Source organism: Kitasatospora purpeofusca, assembly GCF_042691725.1.
GTDB classification, from domain to species: Bacteria; Actinomycetota; Actinomycetes; order Streptomycetales; family Streptomycetaceae; genus Kitasatospora; species Kitasatospora purpeofusca_B.
Genome location: NZ_CP170483.1, coordinates 3830500 through 3850976 on the forward strand (window position 1 = coordinate 3830500; position 20477 = coordinate 3850976).

The 20477-nt window shown below is 67.9% G+C and carries 16 protein-coding genes; all 16 read right to left on the minus strand.

Annotation, left to right across the window (positions count from 1 at the left end; genetic code table 11):
* Window positions 1–7: 7 nt before the first annotated feature.
* Window positions 8–1027, minus strand: coding sequence for an ABC transporter ATP-binding protein (locus ACFCLZ_RS16100; protein WP_380285577.1), 1020 nt, complete (start codon window positions 1025–1027; stop codon window positions 8–10).
* The gene (locus ACFCLZ_RS16105; protein WP_380285578.1) at window positions 1020–2114 is read right to left on the minus strand and encodes an ABC transporter ATP-binding protein; all 1095 of its coding nucleotides are present in this window, start codon (window positions 2112–2114) and stop codon (window positions 1020–1022) included. Before ACFCLZ_RS16105 ends, ACFCLZ_RS16100 begins: the two co-directional genes overlap by 8 nt.
* A 15-nt stretch (window positions 2115–2129) precedes the next feature.
* Window positions 2130–3125, minus strand: a complete 996-nt coding sequence (locus ACFCLZ_RS16110) for an ABC transporter permease (protein WP_380285579.1) — start codon at window positions 3123–3125, stop codon at window positions 2130–2132.
* Complete coding sequence (locus ACFCLZ_RS16115) at window positions 3118–4062, minus strand: ABC transporter permease (protein WP_380285580.1); 945 nt, start codon at window positions 4060–4062, stop codon at window positions 3118–3120. Before ACFCLZ_RS16115 ends, ACFCLZ_RS16110 begins: the two co-directional genes overlap by 8 nt.
* Before the next feature lie 92 nt (window positions 4063–4154).
* Window positions 4155–5801 carry an ABC transporter substrate-binding protein gene (locus tag ACFCLZ_RS16120; protein ID WP_380285581.1) on the minus strand — a complete coding sequence of 549 codons (1647 nt, stop codon included), beginning with the start codon at window positions 5799–5801 and terminating at the stop codon, window positions 4155–4157.
* 430 nt (window positions 5802–6231) lie between these two features.
* Window positions 6232–7329: an ABC transporter ATP-binding protein gene (locus tag ACFCLZ_RS16125; protein ID WP_380285582.1), complete on the minus strand. Its 1098-nt coding sequence runs from the start codon at window positions 7327–7329 to the stop codon at window positions 6232–6234.
* Window positions 7319–8371, minus strand: a complete 1053-nt coding sequence (locus ACFCLZ_RS16130; protein WP_380285583.1) for an ABC transporter ATP-binding protein — start codon at window positions 8369–8371, stop codon at window positions 7319–7321. Before ACFCLZ_RS16130 ends, ACFCLZ_RS16125 begins: the two co-directional genes overlap by 11 nt.
* A 15-nt stretch (window positions 8372–8386) precedes the next feature.
* Window positions 8387–9301: an ABC transporter permease gene (locus tag ACFCLZ_RS16135; protein ID WP_380286188.1), complete on the minus strand. Its 915-nt coding sequence runs from the start codon at window positions 9299–9301 to the stop codon at window positions 8387–8389.
* A 76-nt stretch (window positions 9302–9377) separates the two neighbouring features.
* The gene (locus ACFCLZ_RS16140; RefSeq protein ID WP_380285584.1) at window positions 9378–10304 is read right to left on the minus strand and encodes an ABC transporter permease; all 927 of its coding nucleotides are present in this window, start codon (window positions 10302–10304) and stop codon (window positions 9378–9380) included.
* A gap of 102 nt (window positions 10305–10406) precedes the next feature.
* On the minus strand, window positions 10407–12035 hold the full coding sequence (locus ACFCLZ_RS16145) for an ABC transporter substrate-binding protein (RefSeq protein WP_380285585.1): 1629 nt from the start codon (window positions 12033–12035) through the stop codon (window positions 10407–10409).
* A 200-nt stretch (window positions 12036–12235) separates the two neighbouring features.
* Window positions 12236–13252 carry an ABC transporter ATP-binding protein gene (locus ACFCLZ_RS16150; RefSeq protein ID WP_380285586.1) on the minus strand — a complete coding sequence of 339 codons (1017 nt, stop codon included), beginning with the start codon at window positions 13250–13252 and terminating at the stop codon, window positions 12236–12238.
* A complete protein-coding gene (locus ACFCLZ_RS16155; RefSeq protein ID WP_380285587.1) occupies window positions 13245–14294 on the minus strand; it encodes an ABC transporter ATP-binding protein in 1050 nt (349 codons plus the stop codon). Before ACFCLZ_RS16155 ends, ACFCLZ_RS16150 begins: the two co-directional genes overlap by 8 nt.
* Window positions 14295–14313: 19 nt before the next feature.
* Complete coding sequence (locus ACFCLZ_RS16160) at window positions 14314–15252, minus strand: ABC transporter permease (RefSeq protein ID WP_380285588.1); 939 nt, start codon at window positions 15250–15252, stop codon at window positions 14314–14316.
* Window positions 15245–16189, minus strand: a complete 945-nt coding sequence (locus tag ACFCLZ_RS16165) for an ABC transporter permease (protein ID WP_380285589.1) — start codon at window positions 16187–16189, stop codon at window positions 15245–15247. Before ACFCLZ_RS16165 ends, ACFCLZ_RS16160 begins: the two co-directional genes overlap by 8 nt.
* Before the next feature lie 91 nt (window positions 16190–16280).
* Window positions 16281–17915, minus strand: a complete 1635-nt coding sequence (locus ACFCLZ_RS16170) for an ABC transporter substrate-binding protein (protein WP_380285590.1) — start codon at window positions 17913–17915, stop codon at window positions 16281–16283.
* Between the two features lie 440 nt (window positions 17916–18355).
* Window positions 18356–20260 carry a translational GTPase TypA gene (gene typA / locus ACFCLZ_RS16175; protein ID WP_380285591.1) on the minus strand — a complete coding sequence of 635 codons (1905 nt, stop codon included), beginning with the start codon at window positions 20258–20260 and terminating at the stop codon, window positions 18356–18358.
* Between the last annotated feature and the right edge of the window lie 217 nt (window positions 20261–20477).

Sequence of the window (20477 nt, forward strand, 5' to 3'; positions counted from 1 at the left end):
TGCGCGCTCAGCCCGCGCCGATCACGTCCCGCACCTCCGCGAAGTGGCAGGCCGACTCGTGCGCGGCCGGCCCGCTCAGCGCCGACGGCACGGCCAGCAGCGGGACCTCGGTCGAGCAGCGCTCCTCCGCCTTCCAGCAGCGGGTGCGGAAGCGGCAGCCGGACGGCGGGTTGGCCGGCGAGGGGATGTCACCGCTGAGCAGGATCCGCTCGCGCTGCTCGCGCCCGGTCGGGTCGGGCACCGGGACGGCGGACAGCAGCGCCTGGGTGTACGGGTGGGTCGGGTGGGAGTAGATCTCCTCCTCCGTCCCGATCTCGACCATCGTGCCGAGGTACATCACGCCGACCCGGTCGGAGATGTGCCGGACGATGGAGAGGTCGTGGGCGATGAACATGTAGGAGAGCTGGAAGTCGTTCTGGAGCTGCTCCAGCAGGTTGATCACCTGCGCCTGCACCGAGACGTCCAGGGCGGAGACCGGCTCGTCGCAGATGATGACCTCCGGCTTGAGCGCCAGGCCGCGGGCGATGCCGATGCGCTGGCGCTGGCCGCCCGAGAACTGGTGCGGATAGCGGTTGATGTACTCCGGGTTGAGGCCGACGACGTCCAGCAGGTCCTGGACGGCCCTGCGGCGGTCGCCCTTCGGCGCCACCTCGCGGTGGATCTCGAAGGGCTCGCCGATGATGTCGCCGACCGTCATCCGCGGGTTCAGCGAGGTGTACGGGTCCTGGAACACCATCTGGATGTTCCGCCGCACCGCCTTCAGCCCGGCCCCGGACAGCTTGGTGATGTCCTCACCCTTGAACAGCACCTGGCCGGAAGTGGCCCTCTCCAGGTGCATCAGCACCTTGGCCAGCGTCGACTTGCCACAGCCGGACTCGCCGACGATGCCGAGCGTCTCGCCCTTCGCCAGCTCGAAGGAGACGCCGTCCACCGCCCGTACGGCGCCGACCTGCCGCTTGAAGACGATCCCCTGGGTCAGCGGGTAGTGCTTGACCAGGTCCCTGACCTCCAGGATGGGCTCAGCCATGGAGGGTCTCCTTCCAGAAGTGGCAGGCGCTGCGGCGGCCCGGCAGGTCGGCCCCCTCGGCGTCCAGCACCGGTACCAGGCGCGGGAGTTCGGTGCGGCAGACGTCCTGGGCCCGGTCGCAGCGCGGGTTGAACGCGCAGCCGGCCGGGATCCGCAGCAGGCTCGGCGGCAGGCCCTGGATGGCGTAGAGGTTCTGGCCCTTCTGGTCCAGCCGGGGGATCGAGTTGAGCAGGCCCCGGGTGTACGGGTGGGCCGGGCGCGCGTACAGCTCGTGCACCGGGGCCGTCTCCACGATCCGGCCCGCGTACATCACCGCGATCTTGTCGGCCACGTCCGCCACCACGCCGAGGTCGTGGGTGATCAGGATCAGGCCCATGTTGAACTCGGCCTGCAACTCCGCGAGCAGGTCCATCACCTGGGCCTGCACCGTGACGTCCAGGGCGGTGGTCGGCTCGTCCGCGATGATCAGGTCCGGCTCCAGCGCCAGCGCCATCGCGATCATGATGCGCTGGCGCATACCGCCCGAGAACTGGTGCGGATAGTCGCCCACGCGCTGCCGGGCGGCGGGGATGCGCACCCGCTCCATCAGCTCGACGGCCTTCTCCCGGGCCTCCTTGCGGCCGGCGCCCTGGTGCACCCGGAACATCTCGCCGAGCTGGTAGCCGACGCTGAGCACCGGGTTGAGCGAGGAGAGCGCGTCCTGGAAGATCATCGCGATCTTCCGCCCGCGCACCGCCCGCCGGGCCCTGGGGCTCATGGTGAGCAGGTCCTCGCCCCGGAACCGGATCGATCCGGCGGTGATCCGCCCCGGCGGCATGTCCAGGATGCCCATGATCGCCTGCGCGGTCACCGACTTGCCGGAGCCGGACTCGCCGAGCACCGCCAGCGTCTCCCCCGCCGACACCGAGTAGCTCACCCCGTTGACGGCCTTGGCGACGCCGTCCCGGGTGTGGAACTCGATGTGCAGGTCGTCGACCTCCAGCAGCGGTGTACCGGGCGCCAGGCTCTCCCGGCGCGCGCCCAGCACCTCCACCGCGTCCCGGCCCGCACCGGAGCCGTCCTTCGCCGGTTGGGTCATGTCAGTCATGGTCCGCGGCCCTCCTCAGCGCAGCTTCGGGTCGAGGGCGTCGCGCACCGCGTCGCCGAGCATGATGAACGCCAGCACCGTGATGCTCAGCACGACGGCCGGGAAGAGCAACACGTGCGGGGCGTTCAGGAAGCGGGACTGGGCGTCGCTGATCATCAGACCCCAGGAGATCGCCGGGGACTGGATGCCGATGCCCAGGTAGGACAGCGCGGCCTCGGCGCCGATGTAGACGCCCAGGTTGATGGTGGAGACCACGATCACCGGGGCGACGGCGTTCGGCAGGATGTGCCGGCCGACGATCCGCCCGGTGCCGGCGCCGAGCGCCCGGGCCGCCACCACGTAGTCGTTGTGCTTGTTGGCCAGCACCGCCGAGCGCATCAGCCGGTAGATCTGCGGCCAGCCGAGCACCGCCATCACCGCGGAGACCGTCCAGGCGTTGCCCTTGCCCCAGGTGGACATGATCAGCATGCCGCCGAGCAGCAGCGGGATGGCGAAGAAGATCTCGGTCACGCGGGAGAGCACGCTGTCCCCGAGGCCGCCGATCCAGCCGGCCCACAGACCCAGGGTGCCGCCGACCAGGACCACCAGGGTGGTGGTCACCAGGCCGACGATGATCGAGTTGCGGGCGCCCCAGACGGCGCGGGTGTAGATGTCGCAGCCCTGCACGTCGAAGCCGAACCAGTGGCTGCCGCTGGGCCGCTTCAGCGAGTCGGCCAGGTTGCAGAAGCCGCCGGCGCGCGGGTCGGCGTCGGTGAACAGCTGCGGGACGACCGCGAGCAGCACCATGAACACCACCAGGAACCCGCCGATCAGGAACAGCGGGTTGCGCCGCAGGTCCGCCCAGGCGTCGCTCCAGAGGCTGGCGACCCGCTCGCCGCCTTTGCCGTCCGTGCCCGGGCCGCTCGCGGTGAGCACGCCGGCCTCGGCGGCCGGCCCGCCCGCGGCCGCGCCGCTGCCGGACTGCCGGGGGATCGCCCCGCTCGCGTTCTCGTCCTTCGTCGGCTCACTCATAGCGGATCCTCGGGTCAAGGACGGCGTACAGCAGGTCCACCACCAGGTTGGCGAACAGGTAGACCATCACCAGGGCGCTCACGATGCCCACGATGATGGTCCGTTCCCGCAGGTAGACGGACTGGAAGAGCTGGTGTCCGACGCCGGGGATGTTGAAGATGCCCTCGGTGATGACCGCGCCGCCCATGAGCCCGCCGAGGTCCATGCCCAGGAAGGTCACGATCGGGATCAGCGCGTTGCGCAGCCCGTGCCGCACCACCACCCGCAGCGGGCTGAGCCCCTTGGCGACCGCCGTCCGGACGTAGTCCGCCCGCATGACCTCGATCAGGCTGGTCCGGGTGAGCCGGGCCACGTACGCCAGGGAGGTGGAGGCGAGGACGTAGCCGGGCAGCAGGTAGGACCGGAAGCCGGCGTCCTCGTTGAAGGAGACCGGGAAGAAGTCGATGCCGTAGTCGGTGTTGAGCTTCACCCCGAGGAGCAGTTGGAGCACGAAGCCGATCACGAAGACCGGGATCGAGATCACCATCAGGGTCGAGATCAGCACCACGTTGTCGATGAACCTGCCGCGCCGCAGGGCGGCGATCACACCGGCGGTGACGCCCACCACCATCTCGATGGCCAGCGCGACGAACGCCAGGTTGATGGTGTACGGGAAGGCCCGCTGCATCACGTCGACGACCTGGTTGCCGCGGTAGTCCTCACCGAAGTCGCCCTTGAACAGGCCGGTGAGGTAGTCCCAGTACTGGATGAAGAACGGGTCGTCCAGGTGGTAGCGGTCCCGCAGGACCTGGACGACGGCGGGGTCCTGCCGCTTCTCACCGGCCAGTGCCGTGATGGGGTCGCCGGGCAGCAGGAAGACCAGTGCGTAGATCAGGAATGTCGCGCCGAGGATCACAGGTATGGCCTGGATGATCCGGCGGACCACATAGCGGCCCATGCGGTCTCCTCGTGATCGGGGTACGCCGCAGCCGGGCGGCGCGGGGGTTGCCCGCGCCGCCCGTCAGGGCGTGCCGGTCGGACTGGGGACGGTCAGGCCAGCTCGACGTTGGCCAGGTCGATGCGGTTCTGGGCGTCCACGACCACGTTCTTGACGGTCTTGGTGTAGGCGGCGGAGGTCATGTACGTGTAGACCGGGATGTACGGCAGGTCCTGGATCAGGACGTCGTCGGCCTGCTGGTACAGCTTCAGGCCCTCCTCCTGGGTCTTCGCCTGGTCGGCCTGCGACAGCAGCGACTCGAACTGCTCGTTGACGTAGCCGCCGTAGTTCGAGCCGTTCTCGATCGCGACCTTGGAGAAGATCGGCCGCAGGTAGTTCTCGATCGACGGGTAGTCCATCTGCCAGGCCATCCGGAAGGCGCCGGAGAACTGCTTGGCGCCCAGCTCGTCGAGGATCTTGCCGAACTTCTCGAAGGGCTTGAAGGTGACCTCGACGCCGAGGTTCTTCTTCAGCTGGTTGCCGACCGCCTCGATCCACTCCTTGTGGCCGCCGTCGGCGTTGTAGCCCAGCTCGATGGTGTTGTTCGGGACGCCGCCGGCCGTGGTGAAGAGCTCCTTGGCCTTGGCCGGGTCGAACTTGGCCGCGTCGCCCATCGCGCCCTTGCGGTAGCCCGGAATGATCGGGCTGATGAAGTCGTCGGCCGGGATGCGGGTGCCCGAGAAGATCGTCTTGGTGATCGACTCACGGTCGATCGCCATCGAGATCGCCTTGCGGATCTCCGGCTTGCCGTAGGCGGCCGGGTTGGTCGCGATCGGGAAGCCGATGAAGCCGACGCCCGACTCCGGCTTGTAGATGTAGCGGTCGCCGAATTCCTGGGCGACGGTCGCCATCGCCGAGATCGGGAGCTTGTTGGTGATCTGGATGTTGTTGGCCCGGAGGTCGTTGTAGGCCGTTTCCAGCTTGTCGTAAATCTTGAACGTGACGGATTCCAGCTTGGCTTTTCCGTCCGACTCCGGGAAGTTGTCGTACCGCTTGATCTTGATCTGCTGGTTGTGCTCCCACTTGCCGTCCATCTGGAACGGGCCGTTGCCGATCGGGGCGTCCTCGAAGGTCTTCGGGTCCTGGAAGAAGGCCTTCGGCAGCGGGTAGAACGCGGTGTAGCCCAGCATGACCTTGAACTGCGAGAACGGTGCGTTGAGGGTGACCGTGAAGGTCTTGTCGTCGACGACCTTGAGGCCCCTGAGCTTGTCGGTGGTCGGCTTCTTGTCCTTGCCCGGCGAGAGGTCCTCGGAGCCCTCGATCTTGGCGAAGAACGGCAGGCCCTCGGCCGCGTTGTCCTGGTTGGCGCCCCAGTTCCAGGCGTCGACGAAGGACTGCGCGGTGACCTTCTCGCCGTTGTGGAAGGTGTAGCCGTCCTTGAGCTTGATCGTCCAGACCTTGCTGTCCGGCGACTCGATCGACTCCGCGGCGCGCAACTTCGGGTCGTTCGTCTTGCGGTCGTACTCCACCAGGCCGGCGAAGAGCTGCGAGAGCACCTGGGCACCCTCGGACTCCGCGGTGTTCTGCGGGACCAGCCCGTGCTGCGGCTCACCCGACTGGATGCTGATCGAGCCGCCCTTCTTGCCCGACCCGTTCGCCCCGTCCGAGGACTTCTTGTCGCTGCCGGTGCTGCAGGCGGAGATCGCCAGCGCGGTGCACGCCGCCAGCGCGGTCCAACGCATCGTCTTGGTGAGCCTCATTCAACTGCTCCTCGATTTAGGGGCTTACGAACGAACGGCGCCCCGCCACCCGGTGTGCCGGGCACGGCGGGGGTCGACATCTCAGGGCCGATCCGCACAGCTGGCGAGGTGACCACTGATACGCGCAGAGCAACTATCGATCAACCGACCCCTTCGGTGGAATCGCCGTCACATCTCTTTTCAATTACGGGCCGGGATCAACCCGTGACAATACTCGGCAATTCCGCCATTTCGCGCCCGGAATCGTCAACTCCGCCTTCCGAATAGCGAACCGATAACACCGGTATTCGAATATTTACGAAGCGTAATGATCTATTCGAACGGCAGGCCGGTCCACCCCGCCGGAATTACCGCAGGTCGACGGGTGGACAACAGCGGAGCGCGCCCCCCACGAGGAGGACGCGCTCCGTGACGGGGCCTGGCCCCGGTGTCAACCGCTTTCCGGCCCGCCCGCGGCCTGGTCGCGCTCGGCCGCGAAGTGGCAGGCCGACTCATGGGCGGCCGCTCCGCCCAGCCACCCCGGCACCGCCAGCAGCGGGACCTCCACCGCGCACTTCTCCTGCGCCTTCCAGCAGCGGGTGCGGAAGCGGCAGCCGGACGGCGGGTTGGCCGGCGAGGGCACGTCACCGGTCAGCACGATCCGGTCCCGGTTCTCCCGCGCCGTCGGGTCGGGCACCGGGACGGCGGACAGCAGCGCCTGGGTGTACGGGTGGGTCGCGTGGTCGTAGATCTCCCGGTCGGTGCCGATCTCCACCAGTTTGCCGAGGTACATCACGCCGACCCGGTTGGAGATGTGCCGGACGATCGAGAGGTCGTGCGCGATGAACATGTACGAGAGGTTGAACTCGCTCTGCAGCTGCTCCAGCAGGTTGATCACCTGCGCCTGGACGGACACGTCCAGGGCCGAGACCGGCTCGTCGCAGATGATGACCTCCGGCTTGAGCGCCAGGCCGCGGGCGATGCCGATGCGCTGGCGCTGGCCGCCGGAGAACTGGTGCGGGTACCGGTTGATGTACTCGGGATTGAGGCCGACGACGTCCAGCAGGTCCTGGACGGCCTTGCGGCGGTCGCCCTTCGGTGCCACCTCGGGATGGATCTCGAAGGGCTCGCCGATGATGTCGCCGACCGTCATCCGGGGGTTCAGCGAGGTGTACGGGTCCTGGAACACCATCTGGATGTTCCGCCGCACCGCCTTCAGCGCCGAGCCGGAGAGCCGCGAGATCTCCTCGCCCTTGTAGCGCACCGACCCGCCGGTGGCCGGCTCCAGGTTCATCAGCACCTTGGCCAGCGTCGACTTGCCGCAGCCGGACTCGCCGACCACGCCCAGCGTCTCCCCCTGCATGAGGTCGAAGGAGACACCGTCGACCGCCTTCACCGCGCCGACCTGCTTCTTGAACAGCACGCCCCTGGTCAGCGGGAAGTGCTTGACCAGGTCGCGGACTTCGAGGATCGGCTCGCCGCGCGCCACCTCCTGCTCGAAGGCGGCCTCCGCCGGCGACTCGACCGGACCGGCCCCGTCAACGGTCATGGAGGGTCTCCTTCCAGAAGAAGCAGGCGCTGCCCCGCCCGGCCGACTCGGTGCCGTCGTCCTCGGAGACCGGGAACAGCTCCGGCACCTCCTGCCGGCAGATGTCCTGGGCGCGCGGGCAGCGCGGGTTGAACGCGCAGCCCGGCGGGATCCGCAGCAGGTTGGGCGGCAGGCCCTTGATCGCGTACAGCTCCTGGCCCTTCTGGTCCAGGCGCGGGATCGAGTCCAGCAGCCCGCGGGTGTACGGGTGGGCCGGGCGCGCGTACAGCTCGTGCACCGGGGCCGTCTCCACGATCCGGCCCGCGTACATCACCGCGATCTTGTCGGCCACGTCCGCGACCACCCCCAGGTCGTGCGTGATGAGGATCAGCCCCATGTGGTACTCGGCCTGCAACTCCGCGAGCAGGTCCATCACCTGCGCCTGCACCGTGACGTCCAGCGCCGTGGTCGGCTCGTCCGCGATGATCAGGTCCGGCTCCAGCGCCAGCGCCATCGCGATCATGATGCGCTGGCGCATACCGCCCGAGAACTGGTGCGGATAGTCGTTGACCCGCTGCCGGGCGGCGGGGATGCGCACCCGCTCCATCAGCTCGACGGCCTTCTCCTTGGCCGCCCTGCGCGAGCTGCCGTGGTGGGCGCGGAACATCTCGCCGAGCTGGAAGCCCACCGTGAGCACCGGGTTGAGCGAGGAGAGCGCGTCCTGGAAGATCATCGCGATCTTCTGGCCGCGCACCTTCCGCCGCTGCTCCTTGTCCATCTTCAGCATGTCCTGGCCGCGGAAGCGGATCTCGCCCCGGGGGATGCGGGCCGGCGGCATGTCCAGGATGCCCATGATCGCCTGCGCGGTCACCGACTTGCCGGAGCCGGACTCGCCGAGCACCGCCAGCGTCTCCCCCGCCCGCACGCTGTAGTCGACCCCGTTGACCGCCTTCGCCACCCCGTCCCGGGTGACGAACTCGACGTGCAGGTCCCGGACGTCGAGCAGCGGCCCCTCGTAGGGCGCCTCCCGCCGGGCCTGGCCGCTATCGACTGCTGTGGTCACGATGCGTCCCCTCGCTCAGCGCAGCTTCGGGTCGAGGGCGTCGCGCACCGCGTCGCCCAGCATGATGAAGGCCAGCACGGTGATGGAGAGCGCGGCGGCCGGGAAGAACAGGACGAACGGGGCGGTCCGGATCACCTTCTGGGCCGAGGAGATGTCGATGCCCCAGGAGATGGTCGGGTCCTGCAGGCCGATGCCGAGGAAGCTCAGCGTCGCCTCGGTGGCGATGTAGCCGCCCAGCGCGATGGTCGCCACCACGATCACCGGGGCGACCGCGTTCGGCAGGATGTGCCGGAACATCAGCCGGCCGGTGCCGGCGCCGAGTGCCCGCCCGGCCACCACGAAGTCGGACTGCTTGACCGTCAGCACCGCGCCGCGCATCACGCGGGCGATCTGGGTCCAGCCCAGCACCCCCAGCGCGATGACCACGGTCCACACCGTGCGGGTGGAGAAGGCGTTCAGCAGCACCAGCGCGCCGAGCAGCAGCGGGATGCCGAAGAAGATGTCGATGATCCGGGAGAGCACCGCGTCCACGGTGCCGCCGAAGTAGCCGGCCACCATGCCGGTCAGCCCGCCGAGCAGGGTGACCGTGGCGGTCACGAAGATGCCGACGGTGATCGAGGCCCGGGCGCCGTAGACCACCCGGGCGTAGATGGAGCGGCCCTGGCCGTCGTAGCCGAACCAGCCCGCGCCGAAGAAGTCCGTCCAGTCCGGCCGCCTGAGGAAGTTGTTGACCAGGTCGGCCTTGCGCGGATCGGCGTCGGTGAACGCCCAGGGGAAGATCGCCATCACGATCAGCAGCACGATCAGCACCCCCGAGATCAGGAAGATCGGCCGCCGCCGCAGGTCCCGCCAGGCGTCCCCCCAGAGACTGCGGGCCTCTTCCCGCTTCTCCGGGTCGGGCTCGATCAGGGTCTCCTGCTCGACCGCCATGCCCTGTTCGCCGGCGTAGTCCAAGTGGTCCACCCCCGGCTTGGGATGCGGCTCGAAGGAGTTCTCGTCGTGGACGTCAGGCATAGCGGATCCTCGGGTCCAGGACCGCGTAGAGCAGGTCGACGACGAGGGAGGCCACCAGGTAGACGATCACCAGCACGGTGACGATGCCGACCACGGTCGGCCCCTCCTTCTGGTTGATCGCCCGGTAGAGGACGTTGCCGACGCCCTGCACGTTGAAGATGCCCTCGGTCACGATCGCGCCGCCCATCAGTGCGCCGAGGTCGGTGCCGAGGAAGGTGACCACCGGGATCAGCGAGTTGCGCAGCAGGTGGCGGGAGACGATGGTGCGCCGGGGCAGGCCCTTGGCCACCGCGGTGCGCATGTAGTCGGCCCGCAGGTTCTCACCGATCGAGGTGCGGGTGAGCCGGGCGACGAACGCCAGTGACAGCGAGCCCAGCACGATCGCCGGGAGGATGAGCTGCGAGAGGTCCCTGGAGTCCTGGACGGTCGGGGTGACCCAGCCCAGGTTGGTCGCGAAGACGGTCTGGGCGATGTACGCCAGGACGAAGACCGGGATGGAGATCACCAGCAGGGTGAGGATCAGCACCAGGGTGTCCTGCGCGCTGCCGCGCTTCAGTCCGGAGACCAGGCCCAGCAGCAGTCCGAAGATCATCTCGAAGGCGAAGGCCATCAGGGCCAGCCGGATGGTGACCGGGAAGGCGTCCGCCATGATGTCGGAGACCGGCCGGCCGGTGAAGCTGGTGCCGAAGTCGCCCTGGAAGAGGTTCCCCATGTAGTGCAGGTACTGCTTCCAGATCGGCTGGTCCAGGTAGTACTTGTGCTTGAGGTTGGCCACCACCGCGGGGTCCGCGGCCTTCTCCCCGAACAGCGCCGAGACCGGGTCGCCCGGCAGCGTGTAGACCATCAGGAAGATCAGCAGCGTGGTGCCGAAGAACACCGGGATCATCTGCAGCACCCGCCGCAGCACGTAACTGCCCATTCGAGCCTCCTTCCTGGAGACGTGATCGAGTGCCCGGGCCCCGCCCTCCGTGCGGGAAGGACGGGGCCGGCGCGGGGACCTGGGGGCGCTTGCGGCGCCCGGTCAGCCCTTGACCTCGACCTGGGTCCAGGCCGGGTTGCCGAAGGAGTCGAACGTCACGTTCTGGACCTTGGTGGAGTAGCCCGAGTTGGTGCGGTAGTACCAGAGCGGGATGGCCGGCATGCCCTGGGCCAGCACGGCCTCGGCCTGCTGGTAGCCGGTGACCGTGTCGTTCACGCTGGAGGCCTCGTCGGCCTGGGTGGCGAGCTGGTCGAACTGCGGGTCGCTGTAGCCGAAGTCGTTGGACGCCGCGCCGGTGCGGTACACGTCGGCGAGGAAGTTGGCGTTCAGCGGGTAGTCCTGGACCCAGCCGGTGCGGAAGGCGCCGTTGATCTGGTGGCCGGTGATCGCCGCGCGGGCGGTCTTGAAGTCCGGCTTCGGGTCGCCGACGCAGTCCACGCCGGTGTTCTGCCGGATCGAGTTGCAGACCGCGTCGACCCACTCCTTGTGGCCGCCGTCCGCGTTGTAGGTGACGGTCACCTTGTTGCCGGGGACACCGCCGCCCTCGGAGATCAGCTGCTTGGCCTTGGCCGGGTCGAACGTGCAGTTGGCACCGCACTGGCCGTCCTTGTAGCCCTGGACGCCCTCGGCGACCCAGGCGGTGGCCGGCTTGCGCGAGCCCTGGAGCACCGTCTTGGTGATGGTGTCGCGGTCGATCGCCATCGACAGGCCCTGGCGGACCTTCGCCTTCTCCGGGGGAGCCCAGTCGGCCTGGTAGAGCGTGAAGCCGATGTTCTGGATGGCGCCCTGCGGGGCGTCGATCGCCCGGTCGCCCAGGTCGCTCTTGTAGGTGGCCAGTGCCGAGGGCGGCACCTGGTCCATCACGTCCAGGTTGTTGGACTGCAGGTCGGCGTAGGCGGCCTCGGCCGTGCTGTACATCTTGAAGACGACGCCGCCGTTCTTCGGCTTGTCCACGCCCTGGTAGTCCGGGAAGGCCTTGGTGACCACCTGCTGGTTGTGGTCCCAGCTGACGAACTGGTAGGCGCCGTTGCCGACCGGCTTCTGCCCGTACCCGGTCGGGTCGTTGAAGAAGGCGTCCGGCAGCGGGGAGAAGGCGATGTAGCCGAGCTTGTACTCGAAGTACGAGACCTTGTGGCTCAGCTTGACGGTGAAGTGCTGGTCGTCCGTGACGGTCAGTCCGGACATCTTGGCCGTGGTCGGCTGGCCGCTCGCCGGGTGGACGTCCTGGTAGCCCTCGATGTCGGAGAACCAGGAGCTGTTGATCTGGTTGTTGGTGGCGGTGGCGCCCCAGTTCCAGGCGTCCACGAAGTTCTTGGCGAGCACCGGGGTGCCGTCGTGGAACTTCCAGCCGTTCTTCAGGGTGACGGTGAAGGTCTGCGAGTCGCTGGTGTCGATGGTGTCCGCGACCTGCATCCGGATCTTCGCGTTCGCCGGGTCGTAGTCGACCAGGCCCTTGAAGAGGTTCTGCAGGATGCGCCCGCCGCCGGTCTCGTTGGCGTTGGCCGGTTGCAGCGCGTTCTGCGGCTCGCTGCTCTGGTAGCTGAAGGTCTTGCTGGTGTCCGACGAGCCGCTGCTGCCGCCCCCGTCGCTACTGCTGCTGCATCCACTGGCCACCAGGGCCACGGACGTCGCTGCGGCGAGGACCCATCGAGCACGGGTGGCCACGGGCATGGAGGTCCCTCCTCAAGGTGTGTGACGCATCACACCCCATGAGAAGCGCGGCCGCCCGGCGGCGCGAGTGCGGTACCCCCGGACGGGTGCACCGGCCGGGACGGCGGTTGACGCCCCGCCAGGTCCGGGCGCGCGAACGCCGAAGGGGCCCGCGCCGCGCGAACGGCAGCGGGCCCCTCCGGGCGGGAACGGGCGGCGGGTCAGGCCGCGGCCGTCTCCCGGACGGCGGCGAAGTGGCACGCCGACTGGTGCTTGGCCGGGCCGCTCAGCACCTCGGGCACCGCCAGCAGCGGGACCTCGGTCGAGCAGCGCTCCTCCGCCTTCCAGCAGCGGGTGCGGAAGCGGCAGCCGGACGGCGGGTTGGCCGGCGAGGGGATGTCACCGGTCAGGATGATCCGGTCGCGGTTCGCGCGCGCCTCCGGGTCCGGCACCGGCACCGCGGAGAGCAGCGCCTGGGTGTACGGGTGGGTGGCGTTCTCGTAGATCTCCTCGTCCGTGCCGATCTCGACCATCTTGCCGAGGTACATCACGCCGACGCGGTCGGAGATGTGCCGGACGATGGAGAGGTCGTGCGCGATGAACATGTAGGAGAGCTCGAAGTCGTTCTGGAGCTGCTCCAGCAGGTTGATCACCTGGGCCTGCACCGAGACGTCCAGGGCCGAGACCGGCTCGTCGCAGATGATGACCTCCGGCTTGAGCGCCAGGCCGCGGGCGATGCCGATGCGCTGGCGCTGGCCGCCGGAGAACTGGTGCGGGTACCGGTTGATGTACTCCGGGTTGAGGCCGACGACGTCCAGCAGGTCCTGGACGGCCTTGCGGCGGTCGCCCTTGGGAGCCACCTCGGGGTGGATCTCGAAGGGCTCGCCGATGATGTCGCCGACCGTCATCCGGGGGTTCAGCGAGGTGTACGGGTCCTGGAACACCATCTGGATGTTCCGCCGCACCGCCTTCAGCCCGGCCCCGGACAGCTTGGTGATGTCCTCACCCTTGAACAGCACCTGGCCGGAAGTGGCCGTCTCCAGGTGCATCAGCACCTTGGCCAGCGTCGACTTGCCACAGCCGGACTCGCCGACGATGCCGAGCGTCTCGCCCTTCGCCAGCTCGAAGGAGACGCCGTCGACGGCCTTGACGGCGCCGACCTGCTTCTTGAAGAGGATGCCCTGGGTCAGCGGGTAGTGCTTGACCAGGTCCCTGACCTCCAGGATGGGCTCAGCCATGGAGGGTCTCCTTCCAGAGGTGGCACGCGCTGCGGCGGCCGGTGAGCTCCTTGCCGTCCTTGTCGGTCACCTGGTGCAGCTTCGGGATCTCCGTGCGGCACAGGTCGGTGGCGACGTCACAGCGGGGGTTGAACGCGCAGCCGGCCGGGACCTTCAGCAGGTTCGGGGGCAGGCCCTTGATCGCGTACAGCTCCTGGCCCTTCTGGTCCAGGCGCGGGATGGAGCGGAGCAGGCCCTTGGTGTACGGGTGGGCCGGGCGCGCGTAGAGCTCGTGCACCGGAGCGGTCTCGACGATCCGGCCGGCGTACATCACGGCGATCTTGTCCGCGACGTCGGCGACCACGCCGAGGTCGTGGGTGATCAGGATCAGGCCCATGTTGTACTCGTCCTGCAGCTCCGCGAGCAGGTCCATCACCTGGGCCTGGACGGTGACGTCCAGGGCGGTGGTGGGCTCGTCGGCGATGATCAGGTCGGGCTCCATGGAGAGCGCCATGGCGATCATGATGCGCTGGCGCATACCGCCGGAGAACTGGTGCGGGTAGTCGCCCACGCGCTGCTTGGCGGCGGGGATGCGCACCCGCTCCATCAGCTCGATGGCCTTCTCCCGGGCCTCCTTCTTGGAAGCGCCGCGGTGCACCCGGAACATCTCGCCGAGCTGGGCGCCGACGGTCATCACGGGGTTCAGCGAGGACAGCGCGTCCTGGAAGATCATCGCGATCTTCTGGCCGCGGATCTGCCGGCGCTCCTCCTCCTTCATCGCGAGCATGTCCTGCCCGCGGAAGAGGATCTGGCCCTGGCTGATCTTGCCGGGCGGCATGTCGAGGATGCCCATGATGGTCTGGGCGGTCACCGACTTGCCGGAGCCGGACTCGCCGAGGACCGCCAGGGTCTCACCGGCGGCCACGGAGTAGTTGACGCCGTTCACGGCCTTGGCGACGCCGTCCCGGGTGTGGAACTCCACGTGGAGGTCCTTGACCTCCAGCAGCGGGGTGCCAACCTCCAGGCGGCCGTTCTTCTGGTTCTTCTCGATCACGGTGGTCATCGGGTCGTCACCTCTTCTCTCAGCGGAGCTTCGGGTCGAGGGCGTCGCGCACCGCGTCGCCGAGCATGATGAACGCCAGCACGGTGATGCTCAGCACGGCGGCCGGGAAGAGCAGGACGTGCGGGGCGTTCAGGAAGCGGGGCTGGGCGTCGCTGATCATCAGGCCCCAGGAGATCTGCGGCGGCTGGACGCCGATGCCCAGGTAGGACAGCGCGGCCTCGGCACCGATGTAGACGCCCAGGGAGATCGCGGCGACGACGATGACCGGCGCGATGGCGTTCGGCAGGATGTGCCGGAAGGTGATCCGGCCGGAGCCGGCGCCCAGCGCGCGGGCCGCCATCACGTAGTCGTTGTTCTTGTTGGCCAGCACCGAGGCGCGCATGATGCGGAAGATCTGCGGCCAGCCGAGGACGGCCATGACGACCGAGACCGAGATGGCGTTGCCGCTGCCCCACATCGACATGATCAGCATGCCGCCGAGCAGCAGCGGGATGGAGAAGAAGATCTCGGTGAAGCGGGACAGGATCGAGTCGACGATCCCGCCCTTCCAGCCGGCCAGCAGGCCGAGCAGGGAGCCCACCACGGTGACCGTGAAGGTGGTCAGCACGCCGACGATGACCGAGTTGCGGGCGCCCCAGACGGTGCGGGTGTAGATGTCGCAGCCCTGGACGTCGAAGCCGAACCAGTGATCGGCGCTCGGACGCTGGAGCGAGTTCGCCAGGTCGCAGGCACCGCCCTCGAACGGGCTGCCGTCGGTGAACAGCTGGGGCACCGCGGAGATGACCAGCAGGCAGAACACCAGCACCGCGCCGATGATGAAGACCGGGTTGCGGCGCAGGTCGCCCAGCGCGTCCGACCACAGGCTCGCGACGCGCTCGGGCTTCTGCGCCTTCGCCGCGCCCTTCTCGCTGTTGTCGCCGGAAGGGGCCTCGGGGCCCTTGGTGATGGTGTCACTCATAGCGGATCCTCGGGTCGAGCACGGCGTACAGCAGGTCCACGAGCAGGGTGGTGATCAGGTAGATCAGGACCAGCAGTGTGACCACGCCGACGATGATCGTGCCCTGCTTCTGGTACACGGACTGGGCGAGCAGACCGCCGATGCCGTGGATGTTGAAGATCCGCTCGGTGATGACCGCACCGCCCATGAGACCGCCGAGGTCGGCGCCCAGGAAGGTGACGATCGGGATCAGCGCGTTGCGCAGCGCGTGGCGGCCGATCACCCGGCGCCGCTTCAGACCCTTGGCGACCGCGGTACGGACGTAGTCCGCGCGCATGGTCTCCATCAGGCTGGTGCGGGTCAGACGGGCGACGTACGCGAGCGACATCGAAGCGAGGACGAAGGCGGGCAGCAGGTACGCGCGGAGCCCGTCCTCCTCGTTGAAGGACACCGAGAAGATCTCGATGCCGTAGTCGTTCTTCAGCTTGACGCCGAGCACGAGCTGCAGCACGAAGCCGGTGACGAAGACCGGGATCGAGATGACCAGCAGCGTGCTGATGAGGACCAGCTGGTCCAGGAACTTCCCCTTGCGCAGGGCCGCCATGACACCGGCCGCGACACCCACGACCGCCTCGATGACGAACGCCACCAGGGCCAGGTTGACGGTGTACGGGAAGGCGTCCCCGATCATCTCACTCACTGAGCGACCGGTCAGGCTCTCGCCCAGGTCGCCCTGGAAGACGCCGGTGATGTAGTTCCAGTACTGAACGATGAACGGGTCGTTCAGGTGGTACTTCTCGCGGATCATGTCCGCGACGACCGGGTCGGCTCGCTTCTCGCCGGCCAGCGCCTGCACCGGGTCACCGGGCAGGTAGTGGACCAACGCGTAGATCAGCAGCGTCGCGCCGATAAGGACAGGGATCGCCTGTATCAGTCGGCGGATCACATAGCGGCCCATTAGACCTCCACACTTTCGGACAAGGAAGGGAGGCGGGGGGAGCCGGACTGTGGTCCGGTCTCCACCCGCCCCCTAACGTCTGCGTCTCAGATCAGCCGGCGAGCTCGACCTCGTCCAGGTTCATGCGACCCTGGGCGTCGGTGTCGAAGTTCTTGATCTTCTTCGAGTACGCGGCGGAGGACATGTACGTGTAGACCGGGATGTACGGCAGGTCCTGGATCAGGACGTCGTCGGCCTGCTGGTACAGCTTCAGGCCCTCGTCCTGGCTCTTCGCCTGGTCGGCCTGCGACAGCAGCGACTCGAACTGCTCGTTGACGTAACCGCCGTAGTTCGAGCCGTTGTCGATCGCGACCTTGGAGAAGATCGGCCGGAGGTAGTTCTCGATCGACGGGTAGTCCATCGACCACGCCATGCGGAAGGCACCGGAGTACTGCTTGGCGCCCAGCGCGTCGAGGATCTTGCCGAACTTCTCGAACGGCTTGGTGGTGACCTCGACGCCGAGGTTCTTCTTCAGCTGGTTGGCGACGGCCTCGATCCACTCCTTGTGGCCGCCGTCGGCGTTGTAGCCCAGCTCGATGGTGTTGCCCGGGACGCCGCCGGCGGTGTCGAACAGCTGCTTGGCCTTGGCCGGGTCGTACTTCGCCGCGTCGCCCATGGCGCCCTTGCGGTAACCCGGGATCAGCGGGTTGATGAAGTCGTCGGCCGGGACGCGGGTGCCCGAGAAGATCGTCTTGGTGATCGCCTCCCGGTCGATCGCCATCGAGATCGCCTTGCGGATCTCCGGCTTGCCGTAGGCGGCCGGGTTGGTCGAGATCGGGAAGCCGATGTAACCGACGCCCGACTCCGGCTTGTAGATGTAGCGGTCGCCGAACTCGCCCTTGACGGTGCCCATGGCCGAGATCGGGAGCTTGTCGGTGGCCTGGATGTTGTCGGCGCGCAGGTCGTTGTACGCGGTGTCCAGGTTGTCGTAGATCTTGAAGGTGACGCCCTGCAGCTTCGCCTTGCCGTCAGCGGCCGGGAAGCTGTCGAAGCGCTTGACCTTGATCTGCTTGTTGTGCTCCCACTTGCCGTCCATCTGGAACGGGCCGTTGCCGATGGGGGCGTCCTCGAAGGACTTCGGGTCCTGGAAGAAGGCCTTCGGCAGCGGGTAGAACGCGTTGTAGCCCAGCATGGTCTTGAACTGGGAGAACGGGTCCGTCAGGGTGACGGTGAAGGTCTTGTCGTCGACGACCTGCAGGCCCTTGAGCTTGTCGGTGGTCGGCTTCTTGTCCTTGCCCGGCGAGAGGTCGGCGGAGCCCTCGATCTTGGCGAAGAACGGCAGGCCCTCGGCCGCGTTGTCCTGGTTGGCGCCCCAGTTCCAGGCGTCGACGAAGGACTGCGCGGTGACCTTCTCGCCGTTGTGGAAGGTGTAGCCGTCCTTGAGCTTGATCGTCCAGACCTTGCTGTCCGGCGACTCGATCGACTCGGCGACGCGCAGCTTCGGCTCGTTGGTCTTGTTGTCGTACTCGACCAGGCCGGCGAACAGCGCGTTCAGGACCTCGGCACCCTCGGACTCCGCGGTGTTCTGCGGGACCAGGCCGTGCTGCGGCTCACCGAGCTGAACGGCGATCGAGCCGCCGCCGGAGGCGGCCTTGTCGTCGCTCTTCGAGCTGGTGCTGCAGGCGGTCGCCGCGAGGGCGATCGCGGTCGCCGCGACGATCCACTTGGTCTGGGTTGCACCACGCATGGGGGGATGCCTCCTGAATTCGACTTTCCAACGAGGAGAGCACCGCGGGCGAGTGATCCGGTCCGCCGTGCCGTCCGCGCTCGTGGTTTCGGCGCGCACCCCTGCGCGTTAACCCTTGACCCGAGCCTGACTGCACCCACTATGTGTCACGCACGGACACGAAAGTGACCACTGCCGATCTCAATTAGGTCACATGAACGGTCGGTAAGTTTCGAAAATCGGACATATGAGACATACTCAGACAGGCATCAACCGGACAGTCGTCATGAATGACGGACTGTCACGTTCGCTCAGCGGACACCTTGGCGTGGTAAGCGCTATTCCGTTTATACGCGCGTCGACAGCGTGGAGTAGTGGAAATGGTTCGCCCCCCTCTCCATCGGAAAGGGGGGCGAACGTTTCCGGCCAAAGCACCGCCGGAACGGCTCAGAACGCCGCGATCACGCCTTCTTCGCGCGCGACGCGGTACGGCCGCGGTCCTTCTGGTCCAGGACGACCTTACGGATGCGAACCGTCTCCGGGGTCACCTCGATGCACTCGTCCTCGCGGCAGAACTCCAGCGACTGCTCCAGCGAGAGCTTGCGCGGCGGGACGATCGACTCGGCGACGTCGGCGTTCGACGACCGCATGTTGGTGAGCTTCTTCTCCTTGGTGATGTTGACGTCCATGTCGTCGGCGCGCGAGTTCTCGCCGACGATCATGCCCTCGTACACCTCGGTGCCCGGGTCGCAGAAGAGCACGCCGCGCTCCTGCAGGTTGGTCATCGCGAAGGCGGTGACCACACCGGCCCGGTCGGCGACCAGCGAACCGTTGTTGCGGGTCGTCAGGGTGCCGAACCACGGCTCGTGGCCCTCGTGGATCGAGTGGGCGATGCCGGTGCCGCGGGTGTTGGTGAGGAACTCGGTCCGGAAGCCGATCAGACCGCGGGACGGGACGACGAACTCCATCCGGACCCAGCCCGAGCCGTGGTTGGACATGTTGTCCATCCGGCCCTTGCGGATGCCCATGAGCTGGGTGACGGCACCCATGTGCTCCTCGGGCACGTCCACGGTGAGGCGCTCGACCGGCTCGTGCGTCTTGCCGTTGACCTGCTTGGTGACCACCTGCGGCTTGCCGACGGTCAGCTCGAAGCCCTCGCGGCGCATGGTCTCGATCAGGATGGCCAGCGCCAGCTCACCGCGGCCCTGCACCTCCCAGGCGTCCGGGCGCTCGGTCTCCAGCACGCGCAGCGAGACGTTACCGATCAGCTCGCGGTCCAGGCGGTCCTTCACCTGGCGGGCGGTGACCTTGCGGTCGACCCGGCCGCCGGACTTGGCGTCCGCGCCCTTGCCGCTGCCGCCCCGGCCGACCAGCGGCGAGGTGTTGGTGCCGATGGTCATCGAGATGGCCGGCTCGTCCACCGTGATCAGCGGCAGTGCGATCGGGTTCTCCGGGTCGGCCAGGGTCTCGCCGATCATGATGTCGGAGATGCCCGCGACGGCGCAGATGTCGCCCGGGCCCGCCACCTCGGCCGGCTTGCGGGTGAGCGCCTCGGTCATCAGCAGCTCGGAGATGCGGACGTTCGTGATGGTGCCGTCGCGCTTGATCCAGGCCACCGTCTGGCCCTTGCGCAGCTCGCCCTGCTCGACGCGGAGCAGCGCGATGCGGCCGAGGAAGTTGTCGGCGTCCAGGTTGGTGACGTGGGCCTGGAGCGGCGCGTCCGCGTCGAAGGTCGGGGCCGGGACGTGCTCCAGGATGGTGGAGAAGAACGGCTCCAGGCTGTCGCTGTCGGCGGGAACGGTGCCGTTCTCCGGCTTGGTCAGCGAGGCGACGCCGTCACGGGCGCAGGCGTAGACGATCGGGAACTCGATCTGGTCCTCGTCCGCGTCCAGGTCCAGGAAGAGGTCGTAGGTCTCGTTGATGACCTCGTCGATCCGGGCGTCCGGGCGGTCGGTCTTGTTGATGCAGAGGATGACGGGCAGCCGCGCGGTGAGCGCCTTGCGGAGCACGAAGCGGGTCTGCGGCAGCGGGCCCTCGGAGGCGTCCACGAGGAGGACGACCGCGTCCACCATCGACAGACCGCGCTCGACCTCGCCACCGAAGTCGGCGTGGCCCGGGGTGTCGATGATGTTGATGGTGATCGGCGCGCCACCATCCTTCGGGTGGTACTTGACCGCGGTGTTCTTCGCGAGAATGGTGATGCCCTTCTCACGCTCCAGGTCGTTGGAGTCCATCATCCGGTCGTCCAGCTGCTGGTGCGCGGCGAAGGCGCCGGCCTGCTTGAGCATGGCGTCGACCAGGGTGGTCTTGCCGTGGTCGACGTGGGCGACGATGGCGACGTTACGGATGTCGTTACGCGTGGGCATGCCTAGCGGATTCTCCTGGAATCGTGGGTTACGGCGCCCGGCTGCGTGACGCGCACTTGCGACCCCTGTCGGCCGCCACCACCCGTTCCGCCTGCTACTACCGGTCCACCCGCCGGGCAGGACATGCCACGGCTTCCTCCTATGGTACGGGGAACCGCCGAGCTCGGCCGAAACGGGCATCGCGGGCGGGACCAAGATCACAGCTCGGCCGCTTACC

Excerpts from the sequence above, each read along its gene's own strand:
- ACFCLZ_RS16170 (WP_380285590.1), bottom strand. The coding sequence starts at position 17,915 with ATGCGTGGTGCAACCCAGACCAAGTGGATCGTCGCGGCGACCGCGATC.
- ACFCLZ_RS16150 (WP_380285586.1), bottom strand. The coding sequence starts at position 13,252 with ATGGCTGAGCCCATCCTGGAGGTCAGGGACCTGGTCAAGCACTACCCG.
- ACFCLZ_RS16140 (WP_380285584.1), bottom strand. The coding sequence starts at position 10,304 with ATGGGCAGTTACGTGCTGCGGCGGGTGCTGCAGATGATCCCGGTGTTC.
- typA (WP_380285591.1), bottom strand. The coding sequence starts at position 20,260 with ATGCCCACGCGTAACGACATCCGTAACGTCGCCATCGTCGCCCACGTC.
- ACFCLZ_RS16135 (WP_380286188.1), bottom strand. The coding sequence starts at position 9,301 with ATGGCGGTCGAGCAGGAGACCCTGATCGAGCCCGACCCGGAGAAGCGG.
- ACFCLZ_RS16100 (WP_380285577.1), bottom strand. The coding sequence starts at position 1,027 with ATGGCTGAGCCCATCCTGGAGGTCAGGGACCTGGTCAAGCACTACCCG.
- ACFCLZ_RS16115 (WP_380285580.1), bottom strand. The coding sequence starts at position 4,062 with ATGGGCCGCTATGTGGTCCGCCGGATCATCCAGGCCATACCTGTGATC.
- ACFCLZ_RS16120 (WP_380285581.1), bottom strand. The coding sequence starts at position 5,801 with ATGAGGCTCACCAAGACGATGCGTTGGACCGCGCTGGCGGCGTGCACC.
- ACFCLZ_RS16155 (WP_380285587.1), bottom strand. The coding sequence starts at position 14,294 with ATGACCACCGTGATCGAGAAGAACCAGAAGAACGGCCGCCTGGAGGTT.
- ACFCLZ_RS16160 (WP_380285588.1), bottom strand. The coding sequence starts at position 15,252 with ATGAGTGACACCATCACCAAGGGCCCCGAGGCCCCTTCCGGCGACAAC.
- ACFCLZ_RS16110 (WP_380285579.1), bottom strand. The coding sequence starts at position 3,125 with ATGAGTGAGCCGACGAAGGACGAGAACGCGAGCGGGGCGATCCCCCGG.
- ACFCLZ_RS16125 (WP_380285582.1), bottom strand. The coding sequence starts at position 7,329 with ATGACCGTTGACGGGGCCGGTCCGGTCGAGTCGCCGGCGGAGGCCGCC.
- ACFCLZ_RS16145 (WP_380285585.1), bottom strand. The coding sequence starts at position 12,035 with ATGCCCGTGGCCACCCGTGCTCGATGGGTCCTCGCCGCAGCGACGTCC.
- ACFCLZ_RS16165 (WP_380285589.1), bottom strand. The coding sequence starts at position 16,189 with ATGGGCCGCTATGTGATCCGCCGACTGATACAGGCGATCCCTGTCCTT.
- ACFCLZ_RS16105 (WP_380285578.1), bottom strand. The coding sequence starts at position 2,114 with ATGACTGACATGACCCAACCGGCGAAGGACGGCTCCGGTGCGGGCCGG.